General features: G+C 68.6%; 13 protein-coding genes. 8 read left to right on the top strand and 5 right to left on the bottom strand.

Going from position 1 to position 18,189, the window contains the following annotated elements; genetic code table 11:
* The first annotated feature begins 3 nt into the window (after positions 1-3).
* Positions 4-1,653, top strand: coding sequence for a hypothetical protein (locus tag IPI67_19285; GenBank protein MBK7582336.1), 1,650 nt, complete (start codon positions 4-6; stop codon positions 1,651-1,653).
* Here IPI67_19285 and cyaY read toward each other — a convergent pair.
* Both cyaY and IPI67_19275 read right to left on the bottom strand, forming a co-directional pair.
* Positions 1,640-1,972, bottom strand: a complete 333-nt coding sequence (gene cyaY / locus IPI67_19280) for an iron donor protein CyaY (GenBank protein MBK7582335.1) — start codon at positions 1,970-1,972, stop codon at positions 1,640-1,642. The two genes, IPI67_19285 and cyaY, sit on opposite strands and share 14 nt — an antisense overlap.
* A complete protein-coding gene (locus IPI67_19275) occupies positions 1,969-2,370 on the bottom strand; it encodes a hypothetical protein (protein MBK7582334.1) in 402 nt (133 codons plus the stop codon). The genes cyaY and IPI67_19275 overlap by 4 nt, the downstream gene beginning before the upstream one ends.
* A gap of 134 nt (positions 2,371-2,504) precedes the next feature.
* Between IPI67_19275 and IPI67_19270 the strand changes: the two genes are divergently transcribed.
* The 3 genes from IPI67_19270 (at position 2,505) to IPI67_19260 (ending at position 7,233) form a co-directional block, all read left to right on the top strand.
* Positions 2,505-3,713: a hypothetical protein gene (locus tag IPI67_19270; protein ID MBK7582333.1), complete on the top strand. Its 1,209-nt coding sequence runs from the start codon at positions 2,505-2,507 to the stop codon at positions 3,711-3,713.
* Between the two features lie 33 nt (positions 3,714-3,746).
* On the top strand, positions 3,747-5,630 hold the full coding sequence (locus tag IPI67_19265; protein ID MBK7582332.1) for a hypothetical protein: 1,884 nt from the start codon (positions 3,747-3,749) through the stop codon (positions 5,628-5,630).
* Between the two features lie 376 nt (positions 5,631-6,006).
* Positions 6,007-7,233, top strand: coding sequence for an HNH endonuclease (locus IPI67_19260; GenBank protein MBK7582331.1), 1,227 nt, complete (start codon positions 6,007-6,009; stop codon positions 7,231-7,233).
* 500 nt (positions 7,234-7,733) lie between these two features.
* Here IPI67_19260 and IPI67_19255 read toward each other — a convergent pair whose 3' ends face one another.
* Genes IPI67_19255 through IPI67_19245 form a run of 3 tightly spaced genes read right to left on the bottom strand, consistent with a single transcriptional unit; the run spans position 7,734 to position 14,303 of the window.
* Positions 7,734-9,749, bottom strand: a complete 2,016-nt coding sequence (locus IPI67_19255) for an IgGFc-binding protein (protein ID MBK7582330.1) — start codon at positions 9,747-9,749, stop codon at positions 7,734-7,736.
* Positions 9,736-11,847: an IPT/TIG domain-containing protein gene (locus tag IPI67_19250; GenBank protein ID MBK7582329.1), complete on the bottom strand. Its 2,112-nt coding sequence runs from the start codon at positions 11,845-11,847 to the stop codon at positions 9,736-9,738. The genes IPI67_19255 and IPI67_19250 overlap by 14 nt, the downstream gene beginning before the upstream one ends.
* Positions 11,844-14,303: a DEAD/DEAH box helicase gene (locus IPI67_19245; protein ID MBK7582328.1), complete on the bottom strand. Its 2,460-nt coding sequence runs from the start codon at positions 14,301-14,303 to the stop codon at positions 11,844-11,846. The genes IPI67_19250 and IPI67_19245 overlap by 4 nt, the downstream gene beginning before the upstream one ends.
* 463 nt (positions 14,304-14,766) lie before the next feature.
* Between IPI67_19245 and lspA the strand changes: the two genes are divergently transcribed.
* The 4 genes from lspA to folD all read left to right on the top strand — a co-directional run bounded on the left by lspA (position 14,767) and on the right by folD (position 18,146).
* Positions 14,767-15,429: a signal peptidase II gene (gene lspA / locus IPI67_19240; GenBank protein ID MBK7582327.1), complete on the top strand. Its 663-nt coding sequence runs from the start codon at positions 14,767-14,769 to the stop codon at positions 15,427-15,429.
* A 13-nt stretch (positions 15,430-15,442) separates the two neighbouring features.
* The gene (locus IPI67_19235; GenBank protein MBK7582326.1) at positions 15,443-16,363 is read left to right on the top strand and encodes a prolipoprotein diacylglyceryl transferase; all 921 of its coding nucleotides are present in this window, start codon (positions 15,443-15,445) and stop codon (positions 16,361-16,363) included.
* A gap of 47 nt (positions 16,364-16,410) precedes the next feature.
* Positions 16,411-17,220 (top strand): hypothetical protein, encoded by an 810-nt coding sequence (locus IPI67_19230; GenBank protein MBK7582325.1) that lies wholly within the window; start codon positions 16,411-16,413, stop codon positions 17,218-17,220.
* A gap of 77 nt (positions 17,221-17,297) precedes the next feature.
* The gene (gene folD, locus IPI67_19225) at positions 17,298-18,146 is read left to right on the top strand and encodes a bifunctional methylenetetrahydrofolate dehydrogenase/methenyltetrahydrofolate cyclohydrolase FolD (protein ID MBK7582324.1); all 849 of its coding nucleotides are present in this window, start codon (positions 17,298-17,300) and stop codon (positions 18,144-18,146) included.
* Positions 18,147-18,189 lie beyond the last annotated feature (43 nt).

The raw sequence follows: 18,189 nt of genomic DNA, 5'->3' as shown, positions 1-18,189 counted from the left end.
GCCATGCGAAGCGCATCGGTCCGCGCGTTCGCCACGGTCTTGCTGGCGGCCCTTGGGGCGGAAGCCGCCGACGTCCCCGCGACCCCGGCGGACTACACGTCGAAGCTGGCCGGGCTCAAACCCGGGGACACACTCAGCCTCGCAGCGGGCGACTACAAGTCCGGGATGAACCTGTTCGACCTGAACGGCGCGGCGGGCCAGCCCATCGTGATCGCGGGGCCCGCGACCGGCACCCCTGCGCGGTTCTTGGGTGTGAACGGCAAGAACACCATCGACATCCGCGACGCGAGCTACGTCACGATTCGAAATCTCGTGCTCGACGGCCAGGACATCGACGGCGTGGACGCGATCAAGGCCGGCGGGCAGGCCACCAACTTTGCGCATCACATCAGCATCGAAGGCTGCACGATCACCGGTCACGACGGCGGGCTCACGAACCAGCAGACCGTCGGCATCAGCACCAAGATCGTGGCCTGGGACTGGGTGATCCGCGGCAACGTGATCGATGGGGCAGGGACCGGGGCCTATCTCGGCAACTCCGACGGCACGCGGGCGTTCATCGGCGGTCTGATCGAGGGCAACCTGTTCAAGAAGACCCTCGGCTACAACATGCAGATCAAACACCAGCTGCACCGCCAACAAGCGGACGTGCCGAGTGTGCCGACGGACGCGCGAGTGACGGTGATTCGTCACAACGTGTTCATCAAACAAGATCTGCCGAGCCCGGACGGCGCTCGGCCGAATCTGCTGGTCGACGGTTTTCCCGACTCGGGTCCGGGTAGCAGCGATCACTACGAGATCTACGGCAACTTCTTCTTTCACAACGACGGCGACGCGCTGTTCCAGGGCAACGGCCGGCTGCACTTTCACGACAACGTGCTGGTGGACTCGAAGAACGCGGCCGCGCGCTTCGTCAATCACTCGGGCAAGACGCTCATCGACGCGTTCGTGTACGACAACACGCTCTACGACACCGCGTCGGGGATCTCGTTCGGCAACGCTCCGACCGGGCAGGCGCTCGTGGCCGGGAACGCCATCTTCTCCGCGCAGCCGCTGGTCGGCGTGACCGGGGGCGTCGACAACGTCACGGGCCCGGTTGCCGAGGCTGGCAACTACGTCGTCAAACCCGGCAAGACGCTGGGCCAGATGGACTTCTATCCAAAGGCCGGCAGCGCTCTGCACGGGGCGCCGGTGGCTCTCGGGAGTGTGAAGGCGGACACGGACTACGACCGCGACTTCAACTCGGTGCAGCGAGACTTCACCTATCGCGGGGCGTATCAGGGCGAAGGCGTGAATCCGGGCTTTGTGCTCGACGCCAAGCTGAAGCCCCTCGGCGGCGCGGGCACCGGGGGCGCGGGGCCCGGGGGTGCTGGGGGCGTCGGGGCGGCCGCAGGCGGCGGTGCTGCGGGCGCTGGCGCAACCGGCACGGGGGCAGGAGCCGGCGGCCCGAACGGGGGCGCTGGCGGCAGCGCGGCGGCCGGCACGGGCGGTTCCGGCGCCTCGGGCACCGGCGGCGCCGCCAAGGCCTCGAGCGACGATGGCGGATGTGGCTGCCGGACCGGGCGCGGGTCGAGGCCGGGGCTCTGGCTCGTCGGTTTGGCGGCGGTGCTGCTCGCCCAGCGGCGGCGCCGCGCGCGCTTCAGCGGAGCTTGACCGGGCGCCCGAGTTTTTCGCCGACCACTCGCGCGATCGTCGCCCACAGCTCGTCGCCGGTCTTGTGGGCGATCCAGGCGCTTCGCTCGGCGTCCCAGTCGAAATGCCAGGCGTGCCGCTCGGCGGCCATCCAGATCTGGCGCGCCGCGCGGTGGGAGTTCAACACGTGTTTTCCGCCCGCGCCGTAGTCGAGCGTCAGGATGTCGCTCGAGAGCTCGGCCTCGACTCCGTCGAGCTCGAGCCGATCGAAGGCATCGATGAGAGCGCGCAGCTCAGGAACTGCGCGCTCTTCGTATTCGAGCTCCGAGAGCTGGGTCACTGCGTCGGTGCCGGCGCCGGAGTCATGCCGCCCATCGAGGGCACACACGCCGGAGACACACACTGGTTGCCCGGTGCGCAGTCGTTGTTCGTCTGGCAAGGCCAGGCGCACTTTCCAACCGCGGTGTTGCAGCGGTGGGTCAAGCAGGTTGCGTCCGTCTGGCAGGGGAACGCCATGGCTCCCGGCGTCGACATGCCGCCAGCGGCGGTCGGTTGCGCCGTCGGATAGGGCTGAGGCTGTTGCCCGTACCCTGGCTGCTGGCCGTAGCCGGGCTGCTGCCCGTATCCGGGCTGCTGGCCATAGGCGGGCGGCGGCTCTTCTTCCTTCTTTTTGCAACCAACGATGACGAGCGCCGCAACGACACTCGTGACAACTAGACCAAGCAGGGCTTTCCGCATCGGGATCTCCTCGGGATTTAGTACTTGGACGACCGAGCCCGGTCAACTCATCAAACAGACCGGAGAACTTCGATAATCGTGGGTTTCGGGGGAACCCCCCGCTATTCGGTGCTAGCTTCGTGTGTCGGACGGTGATGGGGAACAGGGCGGGGCAGGCGGAGCCAGTGGCGGGTGGTGCCGAAGAGCGGCTGGGTGCCGATCTGCGCTCGGCCCTGAAACGAAAACCTGCCCACGAGGTCCGCTTGGCCGGGGTGGTGCGTGCCCTGTGCCCGTTCTGCCCCAGCCTGCGGGCGACGCTGAGTGACGTGCTGGAAACGTTGGTGGTGCGGGGGTCTTACACCCGGCCGCTGTATTCCGGAGCCGCGCGCGCCCTGGCCGAGGCCGGTGAGCGACGCATCGGCGCGCAGCTCAAGCGCGCGCTCAGCGCGGAGGACGGTGGCGGCTTGGCCACGCTCTCGGCCGCTTGTTTTTGCGACGACCCGACGCTGGCGGAGCCGCTCGCGCGCATCGCGACCAGTCGTCACCCCCAGCTGGCCCTCGCGGCGGAGGTGGCTCGCGTCGCGCGGCGTGAATCCGATGGGGCTCACGTCGCGTCGCTCGCGCCCAAGATCAAGGAGAGTCATCGCATCGAGCTGTGCTCGGAGTTGTTCGTGCCTCTGTTGCACCATCCGTCTTTGCCGATTGGCATCGCACCGGCGTTGGCCGTGCTGCGCGACGCCGAGCGACACCTCGGCCGCTGGTTGGTGCTCGGGCAGATCGCCACTCGCGCCGGAGATCCCGGGCCCCGCGAGGAGGCCGCGTCTCGCGCGTTGACTGGGCCATCGAGCGCGCGGGCCGCGTGGGCCATGGTCGCGTGGGCGCTGTCCGACGGCGCGAGCGAGCCACCGGACGTGCGCCCGACGGTCGAGCTCGTGGCGCGACTCTCGGATCGCCCCAGCTCGGATCGCGACACGACCTTTCTGTATCGTCTGGCCGACGCCCGAGCCCTGAGCGCGCGCCCCATGCTGGAGAGCGTGGCGAAGAGCAGTGTGCTCAGCAACGAACGCGCGGTGCGCGCGGCGCTGTACCTGGCGCGGGATCACGGACGTGAAGATCTGAAAGAGGCGCTCGAGAGTGTGGCCCAGAATCCCCGCCGGGAGGCGCTTCGGGGGTTGGCGTCGGCGGCGCTGTGGGATCTGGGTGAGCGGGACCAAGCGCGGCGCATGCAGCCGACGCTCGCCGACAGCCGGCAGCTTCCGACCGCGGCGTGGGCCGTGTTGCTCTCCGCCGCCGGGGCCGGCAAGGTCGACAGCGTGCTGACCGAGGCTGCTTACCGACGCGTGCAGCTCGGCTGGATTGACTGACGGGCCATGGCTCTCTGCCATGGCGTCGCCTGAATGAAGAGAGCCGAGGAAGAGCTGCTGAAGATCCGCCCGAGCTCGCTGGCCCCGATCGCGATGGGCGTGCTCCTCGCAGCCAGCGGCGTCGCGCGCGCCGAGCCAGCCGAACGCAGCGTGAAGAACGTCGAGGGCAAGCTGAGCCTCTCGCTGCTCGTCGATCGCGACGATGACGATGGGGATGGCGTTCCGGATTTCGAGAGTGACCGACCCGTGGCGAGTGCGCTCGGCGATGTGGTGTGGATCGAACCGAAGGGAGGGCCGCGGACACTCGACGCGGTCGACGGCGTGAGTGTGCGCCTGATCGTCGATGGCAAGGTCGTACGACCCGGAGCGCTCCGGAACCGGCGCATCGCCCGGCTGGGTGTGCAGGGGATCCGGGCGGGCGCGACCCAAATTCGCTGGGGCACTCTCGAGCTCTCCGTCGAGGTGCTCGATCTGCTGGCGCTCGACGGAACCGGCGCGCCGATCGATCTCGTGAAGTCGCATGTTTCGCTCAGCCGCTCGTTGCCGCTCGCTTCCGACGGCGTCGCACCCGATCTCGAGGCGCTCTCGTTCGTGGTGACGGGCGCCCCGGAGAGACTGCCGAGCTCCCTCGGTTTTGCCAGCTTTCGTCCTGATCTGAGGCAGCTGGACAGCCTCGGGGACGTGCCACTCTCGACCCGCCCGTGCCCGCCGGGGGTCGACGCGGCGCTCAGCTGTCGCACGACCCCGCCGCTTCGAGCCGCCGGCGACGTGGTCGATCGCAGCCATCCGGAATCGCGCGAGCACTCGCTCGTGTCCGAGGTCGGCGGGCGCTGGGTCGTCGGTGTCGGCGACGCGATGGCGACCCTGCGGGTGGGGGGGCCACGCAGCTCTGCCGTCGGCCCGCTCGCGCGCCTGCGCGGCAAACTCCGGGTCCGTCTGGTGCGCATGACACGCGGCGGGTTGCCGCCCGTCGGCGGCGAAGATCGCCTGGCCCGTGCGGTCATCGATAACGAGCTCGCCACGGCCAACGCCCTCTGGGGGCAGTGCGGCGTCGTGTTTGGTTCGGAGGCGGAGCTCGACTTTCAGATCGTGGATCCACCGCCATCGTACCTGGTGGCAGTGGGCTGTGATCTCGGCACGCCGGCCAGTGGCGGCGAGATCGAGTTGATGGTCGATGGGCGACGGGTTCGCTCCGAGAGCGTCGCGGGACAGACTCCAACTCAGGTCGCGAACCGCCTCGCCCGCGCGCTGCGCGCCGCCGGGTTTCGTGCCGTCGTGAGCCCGAACGCGGAGATTTCCCCCGGCGCTCGCCGCAGTGTGGATGTGCTGGTCCGACGCTCGAACGGGCAGTTTGCCGAGCTGAGCGAGGGCGCGGTTCCGAGCTCGACGGACGCCACTCTCGGTGTGTGCCTGGGTGAGGTCGATCTGTCGGACGGGCTCGCGCATTTCAGCGACTTCGACGCGCCGGCCGGCACCCTCGAAGAGCGCACGTTGCTCAAGGCCTTCGATGACGGCGACCCCACTACCGTCGAGGTCGTGGTGATCCCCGCGTTTGGCAGCGTCGGTCGCATCGGAGAGTCGTTCATCTTCGGGCAGGGCGCGAGCCTCCGAAACGTGGTGCTGATCGATCGCGCGGCGATCCGAGCTGGCGCGCGCTCGTTCGCGCTCTCGCACGAGCTCGGTCACGTGTTGCTCGATCTGCCCGGTCACCCCGACGACTACGGCGTGGATCGGCCGTCGTTGTTGATGGACGCCGACGCCACCGATCCGACCGTGTTCGGGCCGCGGCGGCTCACGCTCGCCGACTGTGAGCGGGCGTTTCGGCAGAGTGGTCCTGGCGCGCCGGTGCCGATGCTCAGCGTGTGGCCGCTCGCGTCGAAGTCGGAGCGGGGGCGGCCGGCGGTGAAGAAGCGCTAGGGGGCGAGGGCGGGGGCGGGGGCGGGGGCGAGGGCGAGCTCGAGGACGCTGCCGCTGCCAAGACCCCCGAGGGCAATCCGTGCACCCCTCTTTGTTCGAGGGGTGTGAGAGGCGTGGTTCCGAGCTCTGCGCTCTGCCGAAGCGCGTGCTTGAAAAGAGCATGTCGAGCGCGACGCGAGCACGATTTTTCTTGACCGGTTTCCGGGCGCGCAGCGCGCGCTTGCGACGAGTCACGCGGAGATCCTCACGCGCTGCCACGAGGATGCGCGCTGTGCGCGCTTTGCGCGTCGCGGTGACGTTCGAAGCGTTCCACGTCGTGAGCGTCGCGCCTGGTGGCAGCGGTGAGGGCGAAAAATCGCGTGGTATGCCAGAAAGCATGCCTCTCCTCTCTTCGGTCTCCGATCTCGAGCTCCGCGAACGCCTCTCGGCTGCCGTCAGCACCGAGCGCGCTGCATCGACGGACGTCGTCTTTCACCTGGCGGAGCTCGACCGCCGTAAGCTCTATCTTGAGGATGCCTGCTCGTCGCTCTTCGCGTACTGCGTGGAGCGCCTGGGGTACTCCGAGGACGGCGCCAACAAGCGCGTGCGCGTTGCCCGCCTGGCACAGCGCTTTCCTCAGATCCTCGACGAGCTCGCGTCCGGCAACGTGCACCTGACTGGGCTGTTCCTCCTCTCCAGGCACCTCACGGAGGACAACGTCGAGCAGCTCCTCGCCGAGGCTCGAGGGAAGTCGAAGCGTCAGCTCGAAGAGCTCATCGCCCGCTGGTCTCCGCAGCCGGACGTGCCGACCACCTTGACCACGATGGCGCCCGAGCCCGCGCAGACGGAGTTATCAACAGTGTCCGGGGCAGGTAACTCCGTGCCAGCGCCTCGGCCCTCGATGCATCGTGCTCGTCTCGAGCCCCTCTCGCCGACGACTGTTCGGCTGGAGCTCACCGCCCGCGTCGAGCTCCGCGACAAGCTCGAGCAAGCCCGGAACCTGCTCAGCCACGAAGTCCCCAGCGGCGACCTGGCGACGCTCCTCGAGCTCGGCCTAGACCTGCTGATCGCGGCCGCGATCCAACGTCGCTCGGGCGCGGGCAAGCCGCGCAAGCGTCGCGAGACGAAGCCGGGCTCGCGGCACGTGCCCGTCGACGTCCAGCGCGCCGTCCGGGAGCGGGACGCTGACCGGTGCACCTTCCGCGATGCTGAGGGGCGTCGCTGTTCGGAGACCCGCTTCTTGACCATCGAGCACATCGTTCCCTTCGCGAAGGGCGGACCGACCACCGTGGAAAACTGCTGCCTGCTCTGCTCGGCTCACAACTCGTACCGAGCGCGACAGGTGTTCGGCGACGAGCACATCCAGAACGAGATCGCGGGGGCTCGAGCTCGCCGCGAAGCGATCCGCATGCCTGCGGTACCGTCCGCGCCGCCAACGCCGCCGGTGCCGCCGCCTGCGGTCGCGGCCGAGCTCGAAGTGTTCGAGAAGGTGCGCTCGGCGCTGGTGCTCTCGGGGTTCAAGCGGGCCCAGGCACGGCACGCTGTCGAGCAGGTGCGACTGCGAGGCGTCGAGCCTCGGGTCGAACCCCTGCTTCGCGCCGCGGTCGCCGTGCTCACGCCCTGAGACAGTCCGGGCACACCCGCACAAAGGGTGTGCCGGCAGGTGCTCGTGGTCTCGGCAGCGGCAGCGTCGTGGGCACGAATGCGAGCGAGAGAGAGGAGCGCATCATGACTCGAAAGGGACGCACCAGGCAGAGGCTCACCGGCATGCTGCAGTAGCGCATCGGCGAGGCGAGGCTCGACGAGGTCCCCGACTCGCGCGACCGGCGCGGCTGCCGGTGGGAGCAGAGCGCGCTCTTGGCCAGCGCGCTGCTGCTCAGGCTGGTCGCGGACCACCGCCCCCGCCGTGGCTCGCTGGCGCGTGCGCCCTGTGCGGCCAGCAAGCGCTTCCGCCGCATCGGCTCGGGCCGCCACCCCGAGCTGATGGTGGACGCTCACGCTCGGCCCGGCGAGAACCGATCAGGGGTGGGGGGCGGGGGCGAGGGCGGGGGCGGGGGCGCGGGAGCGGGGGCGCGGGAGCGGGCAGAGGTAAGGGCGAGGGCGAGGGCCGGGGCGGGGGTTGGGTTACTCGGGCACGATCTGGGTGAGCTCGGTGCCGGCGGCGTAGGCGTAGCTGACGTAGGCGTCGAAGCCGTCGACCAACACCCCCACGGGCACGTCCGCGTCGATGCGGTGCACACCGTCGTCCTGGAGTCCCGCGCTCACCTTGTCGATGGTCAGGGCCGGATCGATGACCGGGAAACTCAGCTGGCAGCGGTACACCACGTAGGGCGGCGTCGGGCCGCCGCGCTCGGCCTCCGTGAGGCCGTCGCCAGGGACGGGAACACAGGCGTCGATGTTCGTCACCGGCGTCCCGTCGAGCACGATGTTGGCGCCGGGCGGCGCGATGATGCGCACGAAGTCGAAGTTGTACTTGTCCGGCGTCAGGAACACGTAGCTCTTTCGGAACTGCTGCACGGGCGGGATGATGATGCTGCTCGGATCGCCTCCGGGCAGACCGCGCGGTACCCCTCCGTCGTCCTGGCTCGCCGACACACTCTGGAACATCACCGGCGCGTCGCTCTGGAGCAGGAACTCCCGGGTCGAGACCAGATCGGCGTAGGCGCCGCGCCCGCTCAGGCTGAGCTCGGCAAACTCGCCCGGCAGCGAGGTCTTGATCTTCGCGCCCGCCTCCGTCACCGCGATCACCCGGAAGTACTCGGGTTGGGACACGACCCCGATGGTCGCTCCGGCCGCAGCGACCATCTGTGAGCGATTGGCAGAAATGGTGGCGACGAACAGCGTGCCGGCGGTGCCGATGGGATCGAGCTGCTCCTCCAGATGATCGGCGCAGCAGCGGCGCTCCGAGAGCGTCTTGAAGTAGGGAGCGTCACTGGCCTCGCTGCCGCTGAAGACCACGACGGGCTGATCGGCCCAGATCACCGAGCCGGTGAAGTCGGCGTTGAAGTCGTCCGTCTCGAGGTTCAAGACGTCGAAGGGCGAGAGCTCGAGCTCCACGACTCCGCCGATGGCGGTGGGCTTCACCGGGCCGCCGCCGATGATCTTGGCGCGCGACTCGACGCGCACCTTGGTGTTCGGGCGGGTGCCGACAATCGTGAGAAAAGCCCGCAAATCGACGGGGTCGGACGGGTTGAAGTTGGTGTTGGGATCGTCGGTGCTGGCAATCGTCTGGGGCCAGCCGAGGGCGACGTACGAACGGGTCAAGGTGCCCGGCGCAACGTACAGCGCCTCGACCGGCTTGAGCAGCGAGGCGTCGTTGGAGAAAACCGCCGCGTTGTAGAGCGGATTGAACTGATACGCGACGACCGGGTAGGTGCTCTTGACGCGATAGGCGTGACGGGTGAGGGCGGTGTGTGTACCGGTGTTGAACTCACCGTCCGGGGAGCCGTCGACCTCTCGCGGCCCGAGCTGGAATACTCGCAGGCTGAGCGGCGGGATCTTGGCCTTTGCCACGCTCGCCGGCGCGTTCGGGTCGCCGGGCAGGCTGTCGTCGCGCTCGATGTCGACGTCCACGTACACGTCGGGCTGCGGGTTGCTGACCACGACGGAGTACTGCTGCGCCGCTGCGTTGAGGCTGGCCCCGACGTTGGCGTTGTCCAGATCGACGGCCCAGTATTCGCAGCCGACGTTGCTGCGCTCTTGCTTGGCCTTGGAGCACAGGTTCACGCATTGACCAGCGCGGCAGGCGACGCCTTGGGTGGTGTCGCAGGTCTCACCGCTGGCCTCAGTGTCGCCGCTCGAGTCGCACAAAACCGTGGTCTGCCCGTCGCACCGGCGTGAGCCGGGCAGGCACTTCTTGCACACGAAGGCATCGGGCACGCACACGAGCCCCGACGCGGCGCAGTCCTCGACGCTGGCCCATACCAGGCCATTGGCGCCTTTTTCGCAGCGCTCGATGCCGGTGGTGCAGCGCATGTCATCGACCGTGCACAGCGGAGGACTCTTGGTGTCGCCGATCAGGAAGCGATCGGCACGATCGAAGCCGCAGCTCTGTACGAGCAAGAACCCGAGGGCGGCGCCGAGGGTCAGGCGGGCGGTGCGAAAGAGCGAGAGTTTGCCGCTCGACTCACAGGTGCGCATTGAAGACGTCCGTCGCGTAGGCGTTCCAGCCGCGGCTGTCGAGCTGCCGATAACGAAGGGCGCCGTAGTCGAACGGGTCGATGTGGGCTCGGTTCACGCTGATGCTGATGGAACCGGGCAAGAGCGCGAGCTCGCTGCCGAGGGCTGCCAGGTTCGGCAACTTCGTCTGGCTGACCCCGGCCGGCGCTGCAACCGTCCAGTTCATCAACCCGCCGCCGCTCTGCACCGTGATCACCGTCAGCTCGACGCTGGCGCCGCCGGGTGCTCCGCCAAAGATGAGCTCGGTGCCGGTCCAGTTGCCGTTTGCGCCGGGGGTCTGCAAGGTCGGGATCTCGACGAAGGGATCGAGGCTGATGATCTCGGCGGAGCTGGTGGTGGCCAACAGACCCACGACCGAACGCGGCACGGTGCCGGCGACTCCGGTGACGGCGCTGCCGGTGGTCACGTACTGGCTCGAGGCGAGCCCCTTGATCAACGGCGGCACACCCACGAACGAGATGGGCGCGCCGAGCGGCAGGAGTTTCTGCTGAACGCCGACGGGCAAGAGCACGTAGCCGAGCTCGTTGACGCGGATCGCGACGCTGACCTTGGCGCGGTCTGGCCCCTTGGGCGTGAGCTTGGGGCCCGTCAGGCTGACCTTGAACGCGTGGTCGAGCGGGATGTCCATGTTGATGTACACGTCGCTCGTGACCTTGCCAGGCGTGGCGGAGACCCCCTTGGCCATGCCCATGGCGTAGGCCTTGAAGTAGGGCGGGTTGGCGACGCGGTTCTCGATGCCCGCCAGGGCGTAGAGTCCGAGGTTGCCGGGCGGCGAGCTGATCACGAACTGATAACCGATGGTCCCGCTCACGTCCGGGGTCACGGCGTCCGAGGCGTTCGGCAGGTTGAACGCGTAGGTCGGCTCCGACGCGAGCGAGAGCACGTACGCAACCGCCTTCTCGTCCGGCCCCTTGGGGTCGGGAATGTTGGTCCAGGCTGCGCGCTGCTCGAACTCTTTCTGGCTCTTCCACACCAGCTGGCCGGTGATGGCCGAGCCCAGCTGGGGTGTGCCTCCCACCGGTGGTGGATCGCCGTCTTCGGCGCAAGAAGGTGAGAGCACTGGATCGAGGTAGACCGTGACGGTGTCGACGGGCACATCGACGAAGGTGATGGGCTGGTAACACTTCTTGGCGACGGTCACGGTCTGTTTGGGGCCGAGCCCCGTGCTCTGAAACACCGTGACGCCGTTGGCGTCGGTCTTGTGCACCAGCGCGCTCGCCAGGTCGTCGCCCACGATGGCCGTGGCGACCGGCAAGGCCTCACCGGTGTAGCCGTCCAGCGCCAGGATCTTGAGCTGACTCTTCAACGGCGAGCCGCTGAGCCCGCCCTTGAAACCGTTGTCGCTGTCGCCGTAGGTGAAGGCGTCGAGCACGTCGACGCTGACCTTGTCTTCCGTCGTCACGCGGATGGGTTTCACCCCGGGCGTGCTCGCGGGTGTCTTGCACTCGAGCTCCGTGGGGCTCGTGAGCACGACGTCGGTGCACGGCAGGAAGTCCACCAGCACGCTGACCTTGTCGTTCCAGGTCGTGCCTTGGCCGTAGAGCTTGACGAGCGTGCCACCGGAGGTCGGCCCGTTCTTCGGCTCGGCGTAGAAGGAGTCGTAGTCGTAGCCGCCGAGCAGCGTGCGACGGGTGGACTCGTCCTCGCCGTTCTGGGCGGTGACGTCCACCGGCCCCGCGCTGCCCGGGGGTACCACCACCTGCACACGCTCGGCGTCGACAGGCACCAGATCCGACGACGGGATCTCGTTGCCCGCGAACCATACGCGCACCTTGCTGGTGAAGCCGTTGCCGCGGACCATGACGGTCTGTCCGCCGTTCCACGGACCGTGGGGTGGATCGACACCGAGCACGGCGTGGGCGTCCGCCGCCGGCAGCTCTCCCTTGGCGTCTCCCGGTGAGCTGCCGTCGATCACGATCGGACCGGGTTTGCCCGCGTCGTCGTCGGTGGGTTTTTGAAACGTTCCCTCGGGGCGCGCGAAGCAGCTCTGCACGAGCGCGGGGGAAGCCGCCGCAAACAAGAGGGCGAGGCCCAGCGTGCGGCGTTTCGGCGGTCTCACGGTCTCGGAAAAGTAGGGTAGGGACCCTCTTGGCGCAACCGCCGGTCGGCGGGCCGCTCCGGGTCGGCCGCGAACAGCCCGTCCAGGATGACCACCGCGCTCCGCTTGCGGGAGCCATGTTCCTCCGTAGGACCGACACAGACGGGGCAGCCGGCGTCGCACTCGCAGGCCTCGATCAGCGCGCGGGCCCGCTCGAGCAGCTCGGCCGCCCGCTCGTAGATCCGGGGCGCGAGGCCCACGCCTCCCGGCAGTGAATCGAACAAAAACACCGTCGGGTCGAAGCCGCCGGTGCGTCCCGAGAAGGGGTCACGCCCCGGGGCGCGAGCGTCGTCGGCCGCGCCCCCGTCGCCCAGGGTCTGGCCGATGTCACGCGGATCACACATCAGCGCCAGCGCACTGACGGTCTCGAGCGCACGTCCCACACCCCGCAGCCCGTCGATCAGCGCGGCGCGCGGCAGGCCCAGCGCCTCGATCAGCGCCTCGGGCAAGGTCAGCCAGAAACTCTGGGTGTGCAGCTGCATCTCGGGCAAGTGCACGTCGCCGTAGCCCGCGTTCTCGTGGGTGAAGAACTTGATCTTCTTGTAGCCCGTCACCTTCTCTTCGACCTTCACGTCACCCCAACCGATGCGCGCGCGCCCGTACGGGTTCGAGAGGTTCTCTTCGATCACCACCACCGTGCGGTAGGTGAGGGCAGTGGTGAAGTAGTCCGGCGCGACCTTGCGCACGAAGGCTTTGTGGTTCTCGAAGTCGAGACGTTCGACCTGGTACTGCTCGGCGTCGTGCTGATAGATCGCCTGTTCGTGCAGCATGGTGTGCGCGGCTCGCCAGTCGAGCTCCGCGATGCTCTTGTCGGTGGCCACGTCGATGATCACGAAGTTGTCCCAGCCGATGTTGCGCAGCGACACGTTGTTGGCCGGGAAGGCCTCGCCCGCCCAGTGAAATGCCCCGCCGGACTCGTGCACGAGGCCGTGGCTGGCCAGGTATTCGAGGGCCGCGCGGGTCTCCTGGGTATCCAGGGACAGATAGCGTTCGCCGCTCGCCGGCTCGGGGCTGCGGGCTGGCGGCCCCGCGCGGGTGATGCGAAATGGCGCCTCGAACGTGGCGCACTTCAGGTGCTGGATCAGCACCTCGGTGTTGGCGGGTTCGATGCGCGCCTCCTCCGCCCCGGCGCCGAGCAGGTACTCGGGGTCTCGCGCCAGGTACTGATCCACCGCATCGCTGGAGCAGACCAAGAGCGCGATGCTGGTGGTGCCTCGGCGCCCGGCGCGACCAAACCGCTGCCAGGTTGCCGCGACCGAACCCGGGTAACCCACGCAGACCACCGCGTCGAGATCCCCGATGTCGATGCCGAGCTCGAGGGCGTTGGTCGCCACCACACACAGGATCTCGCCGTCGCGCAGGCCTTGCTCGATGGCCCGTCGCGCCTGCGGCAGGTAACCGCCGCGGTAGGCCATGATGGCGTTCGGTCCGGCGACGTCCCCGACCTCGGCGCGCAGGTACTTGAGCATCACCTCGACGCTGTTGCGCGATGGCCCGAACACGATGCTCGGCACCTTCGCCCGCACGAGATCGGCAGTGAGCGCCACGCCTTGTTTGAGCGAGCTGCGGCGGATTTGCAGCTCTTCGTTGACGATCGGCGGGTTGTACATGAAGAAATGACGGCTGGCGCGCGGCGCTCCGGAGCGATCGATCAGCGCCATTTCGTCGGGAGACACGCCGATCAGGCGTGCGGCGTGTTCGAGCGGGTTGCCGATGGTCGCGGTCGCCGTCACGAACGTCGGATCGGAGCCGTGGAAGCGTGCGATGCGCCGCAGGCGTGCGATGACGTGCGCCATGTGGGAGCCGAACACGCCGCGATAGGTGTGCAGCTCGTCGAGCACCACGTAGCGCAGCCCCTGGAGAAAGCCGGCCCAGCGCGCGTGGTTCGGCAAGATGCCGGCGTGCAACATGTCGGGGTTCGTGAGCAGCACCCGGCAGCGTTCGCGTGCCGCGCGTCGTGCGTCCCCCGGTGTGTCGCCGTCGTAGACGGTGGCGGGCAGCTCGAGCCCCGCCTCGCCGATCAACGCCCGCAGGTTGTGCTCCTGATCGCGCGACAGCGCCTTGGTCGGATAAACGAACAGCGCGCTCGCGGAGGGGTCGACGGTCAACGCCTCGAGCACCGGCAGGTGAAAACACAAACTCTTGCCGCTCGCGGTCGGCGTTGCGACCACGACGTGACGCCCCCCGCGCGCCGCGGCGATGGCCTCGGCTTGATGGGAGTAGAGCTCGCGGATGCCGCGGGCGGCGAGGGCGGCGCGCAGGCCCGCCGGCAGGTCAGGCGGAACTGGAGCGCTGGTCCCGCCGCTCTCGCCGAGCAGGCGCTCGGCGGCGAGGCAGGGGCGAACGGTGCCGGATTCGAGCCAACCGGCGACGACCGAGTCGACGCCGTGGGGTTTGGACCAGGGGGCAGCGGGCATCTCGAATAACTAAACAGATGTGCGGTATCGGGACAAGCCCCCGGCGGGGCAAGTTGGGGGGCGATTCTCCAATGGCCGCCGCGAACCAGTCGACCCGCCCCGAGCGGATGACTGGCCCTGGCGGCGGACCTGTCGTAGTTAGGCGCCGGAAATGAGCGACGAGACGGACCCGCCCCGCCCCGCAGACGCCGCTGACGCCCCGGAGCCGGCGCGAGTCGATGCACCGCCGACACCCGCGGCCGAGGCGAACACGGGCGCCGCAAGCGCCGAGTCTCCGCCGTGGGCAGCGGAAGTGGGTGAGAGCGCTCTGTCCGAACCCGCGCCGGGCGAGGCGGCGCAGGTTCCTGCCGACGCGGGTGCGTCGGGTGAACCCCAGACCGAGCCCACGCTTGCAGAGGAGCCGCTCGCTCCGGCGCCGCCGATCCCCGCGCAGCCCGCATCGCGCGAAGAGATCGAGCAGCTGATGCATCGCCCGTCCTTCATGTTCTTTGGGGTCGTTGCTGCGCTGTCATTGCTCGCAGACATCGGCTCGAAGGCCTGGGCAGAGGTCGCGCTCAGCCGGCGCACCGCGTTCGATCCATCGATCCCGCTGATCAAGGATCATCTGGCCTTCACCCTGGCCTACAACCGAGGTGGCGCTTGGGGGCTCTTGCACGACGCAAACGAGAACGTCCGCCGGCCGTTCTTCCTGCTCGTCAGCGTGCTCGCGATCGCGTTCATCGTGTCGCTCTACAGCCGACTGGCGCCCACGCAGCGCTCGCTCAAGTGGGGTCTGCCGCTCGTGCTGGGCGGTGCTCTCGGCAACCTCTCGGATCGCATCACCCGCTCGAGCGTGGTCGATTTCATCGACTACCACGCGGCGTGGATCGAGAAGATGAACGGGTTTCTCGCCAAGTATTTGAAGGGCTGGACCATCACCGACCACTGGCCGACCTTCAACGTGGCGGACATCTTCATCTGCATCGGTGTGGCGCTGATGGCGGTCGACATGGTGACGTCCCGGCGAAAACCGGCGGCCTCCCCCGATGCTCCACCGCCGGCGCCGCCGCCACCGGCACCGGATCTCCCCGCTCCCGAGCCGGGCGCGTCCGAGGCTGCTGCGGGTGCGCCGCCCGGCGCCGGATAGGGCCGCCGCCGCCATGCAGGGTCGCCTCTTCACACTGTTCGAGATCCCGTTCCCGAGCTACTTCATCCTGCTCCTGACCGGGTTCTTGTTCGCCACCATCGCGGGTGCGCTGTGGGCCAAACGCGTCGGACAAGATCCCGATGTGATCGTCGATCTCGGTCTGGCGATGCTGCTCGCAGGGGTCGTGGGCGCGCGCTTGTTACACGTGCTCGCGGACGGGTACTTGATGGACTACGTGCACCTCTGCACCGACCCGGGCAAGGTCGACTGGCGCATCACTCGTGACGAGTGTTTGAGCCCGCGTTACGCCGGTGTGTGGGACGCCGCGAAACAGGTCTGCCACCCGACGGAGGTCGACTGTTTTGCGTGGGCGAAATTCTGGGCTGGCGGCCTCACGTATTACGGCGGCTTCATCGGCGCATCGGTGGCGGGCTGGTACCTGCTCCGGCGCGATAGATTCCCGTTCTGGAAAGCGGCCGACATGGCCGGCATGGTCATCCCCATCGGCCTGGGTTTCGGGCGCATGGGCTGTCTGCTGGCGGGCTGCTGTTTCGGGACCCCGACCCACTCCGCCTGGGCGCTCGTGTTTCCGTCCCACAGCCCGGCCAGTGAGACCCAGTTCAAGGCAGGGCTGATCAGTTCGCCGTTCGAGCCGTCGTTGCCCGTGCACCCCACTCAGGTCTACGAGTCGGCGGCGTCGTTCGCCATCGCCGCGCTCTTGATTCTCTGGCTGCACGGGCGCAAGCGCTACGACGGCCAGATCTTCCTCGCGTTCGTCGCGCTCTACGCCTTCGCGCGGTTCGTGATCGAGTTCTTCCGCAACGACGACCGCGGTGGGTTCCTCGGGCTCAGCACCTCGCAGCTGATCGGGCTGGGGCTCGTGGCCGCAGCCGTCGCTGGACACCGGTTCTTGCTGCGGAAAGCCGCGGCCTGAAGCCGCGCGGTTGGCCCGGGCGGCGACGCCGCCGTACCATCGGGGGCATGACCCGTTTCGCCGCGCTTCTCGTGCTGATTCCGCTCGTGACGGCGTGCTCGAAGAACGCGGACCACCCGGAGTCCGTGTCCGTGCAGTGCGACGGCGGGAAATGCGTCGGCCCGGGGCCCGGGGGTGGGGGTGGGGCCAAGGGCGACGGCGGCCTCGAGGCAGGCTCGAACGACGCAACCGTCGATGCTCCGACCGGCGTGGACGTGACCGGCAGCGTGGTGCTGCTCACCGGGGACGACTTCCTGACCGCAGTGCCCTTCGCGGAGCAGGCCAGCGTCGGCTTCGAAGGCGCCGATGGCGCGCCGGTCGAGGGCAGCTACTCCGGCGCGAGCTTCGTGGTCGCGGGCGTCGCAGAGGGGCAGGGTGTGTGGGCCACGGTGACCCCGAACAACCTCGCCACGCTGCCGACGTTGCAGCCGACCGACACCACCCAGCCCCCGCTCGAGCTCGCCGTCGTACCGGCGACGACCATCGACACCATCTACGGTTTTCTCAGCGTGCCCGAGCAGCGGGTGAAGGGCGCCGCGCACGTGGTCTTGCGTTTCGTCGACGCCAAGACCGGCGTGCCGGTCACCGGAGTGACGGTCACACACAAGGGTGAGATCGTCACCTACGACACCGGCGGTTCGTGGAGTGACACCGCGCCCGGCACGGGTGTCGGGGGCTATGCCGTGGTGGTCAACGTCACGAGCGCCAAGCTGCCCAACAAACAAAATTTCCAGTTCAACGCGGGCACCAGCTCGGGCGGCGTGTATGTGTTGTTGCAGCCCGACAGCGTGACCCTGGCCGACGTGCTGGTGAACTGAGCCGCGCGCGCGCCTGCGCCGCAGCGCTTCGCGCGTTTCCCGTCGACCGCCCCGCGTGGCTCTGCTACTTCGGCGGCGTGGCCAAGCTCATCGACGGCAAGCTGATCGCCAAGGCGGTCCGGGACGAAGTGCGGGTGGGTGTGGCCGAGTTCGTGGCCCGACACGGGCGCGCGCCGGGGCTGCACGTGGTGCTCGCCGGCGAGGATCCGGCCAGCGCGGTGTACGTGCGAAACAAGGAAAAAGCCGCCCTGGAGGTCGGCATCGCCGGCGCCGTGCACCGCCTGCCCGCGAGTGTCTCCGAGACGGAGTTGCTGGCGTTGGTCGAACGCCTGAACCGCGATCCTGCGGTGGACGGCATCCTGGTCCAGCTGCCGATGCCGGAGGGCATTCGCTCCGACGCGGTGCTCGACAGCATCGATCCTGCCAAGGACGTGGACGGATTTCACCCCGTCAGTGTCGGTGCGCTCTGGACGGGCAAAGCGGGACTCGTGCCGTGTACACCGCGGGGCTGCATGCGACTGCTGAAAGAGGCGGGCGCACAGCTGGTCGGCGCCCGGGCAGTCGTGATCGGTCGCAGCAACATCGTCGGCAAACCGCTGGCGGCGCTCTTGCTGTCGGAACACGCGACGGTAACGGTCGCCCACTCCCGCTCGCGGGAGCTGCCTGCTTTGTGTCGAGAGGCGGACGTGCTGGTGGCGGCCGTCGGGCGGGCGAAGATGGTGAAGGCGGACTGGGTCAAACCCGGGGCCATCGTCATCGACGTCGGGATGAACCGCGACGAGAACGGCAAGCTGTGCGGCGACGTCGATTTCGCCGACGTGGAGCCGACCGCGGGTGCGATCACGCCGGTGCCCGGCGGGGTGGGGCCCATGACCATCGCCATGCTGCTCGAGAACACCCTCGAGGCGGCCCGGCGGCGCAGCTGACGCGGGCCGGAAAAAGCCGGAAAATGCCCGAGAATCCCCGGGT

This window comes from Myxococcales bacterium, assembly GCA_016706225.1.
In the GTDB taxonomy this organism is placed as follows: Bacteria; Myxococcota_A; Polyangia; order Polyangiales; family Polyangiaceae; genus JADJKB01.
Note: the sequence above shows the minus strand (reverse complement) of the source record. Positions and strands in the feature narration are given on the sequence as shown.

Excerpts from the sequence above, each read along its gene's own strand:
- IPI67_19235 (MBK7582326.1), top strand. The coding sequence starts at position 15,443 with ATGCAGGGTCGCCTCTTCACACTGTTCGAGATCCCGTTCCCGAGCTAC.
- IPI67_19270 (MBK7582333.1), top strand. The coding sequence starts at position 2,505 with ATGGGGAACAGGGCGGGGCAGGCGGAGCCAGTGGCGGGTGGTGCCGAA.
- IPI67_19255 (MBK7582330.1), bottom strand. The coding sequence starts at position 9,749 with ATGCGCACCTGTGAGTCGAGCGGCAAACTCTCGCTCTTTCGCACCGCC.
- IPI67_19265 (MBK7582332.1), top strand. The coding sequence starts at position 3,747 with ATGAAGAGAGCCGAGGAAGAGCTGCTGAAGATCCGCCCGAGCTCGCTG.
- IPI67_19245 (MBK7582328.1), bottom strand. The coding sequence starts at position 14,303 with ATGCCCGCTGCCCCCTGGTCCAAACCCCACGGCGTCGACTCGGTCGTC.
- lspA (MBK7582327.1), top strand. The coding sequence starts at position 14,767 with ATGCATCGCCCGTCCTTCATGTTCTTTGGGGTCGTTGCTGCGCTGTCA.
- IPI67_19230 (MBK7582325.1), top strand. The coding sequence starts at position 16,411 with ATGACCCGTTTCGCCGCGCTTCTCGTGCTGATTCCGCTCGTGACGGCG.
- IPI67_19260 (MBK7582331.1), top strand. The coding sequence starts at position 6,007 with ATGCCTCTCCTCTCTTCGGTCTCCGATCTCGAGCTCCGCGAACGCCTC.
- IPI67_19285 (MBK7582336.1), top strand. The coding sequence starts at position 4 with ATGCGAAGCGCATCGGTCCGCGCGTTCGCCACGGTCTTGCTGGCGGCC.
- IPI67_19275 (MBK7582334.1), bottom strand. The coding sequence starts at position 2,370 with ATGCGGAAAGCCCTGCTTGGTCTAGTTGTCACGAGTGTCGTTGCGGCG.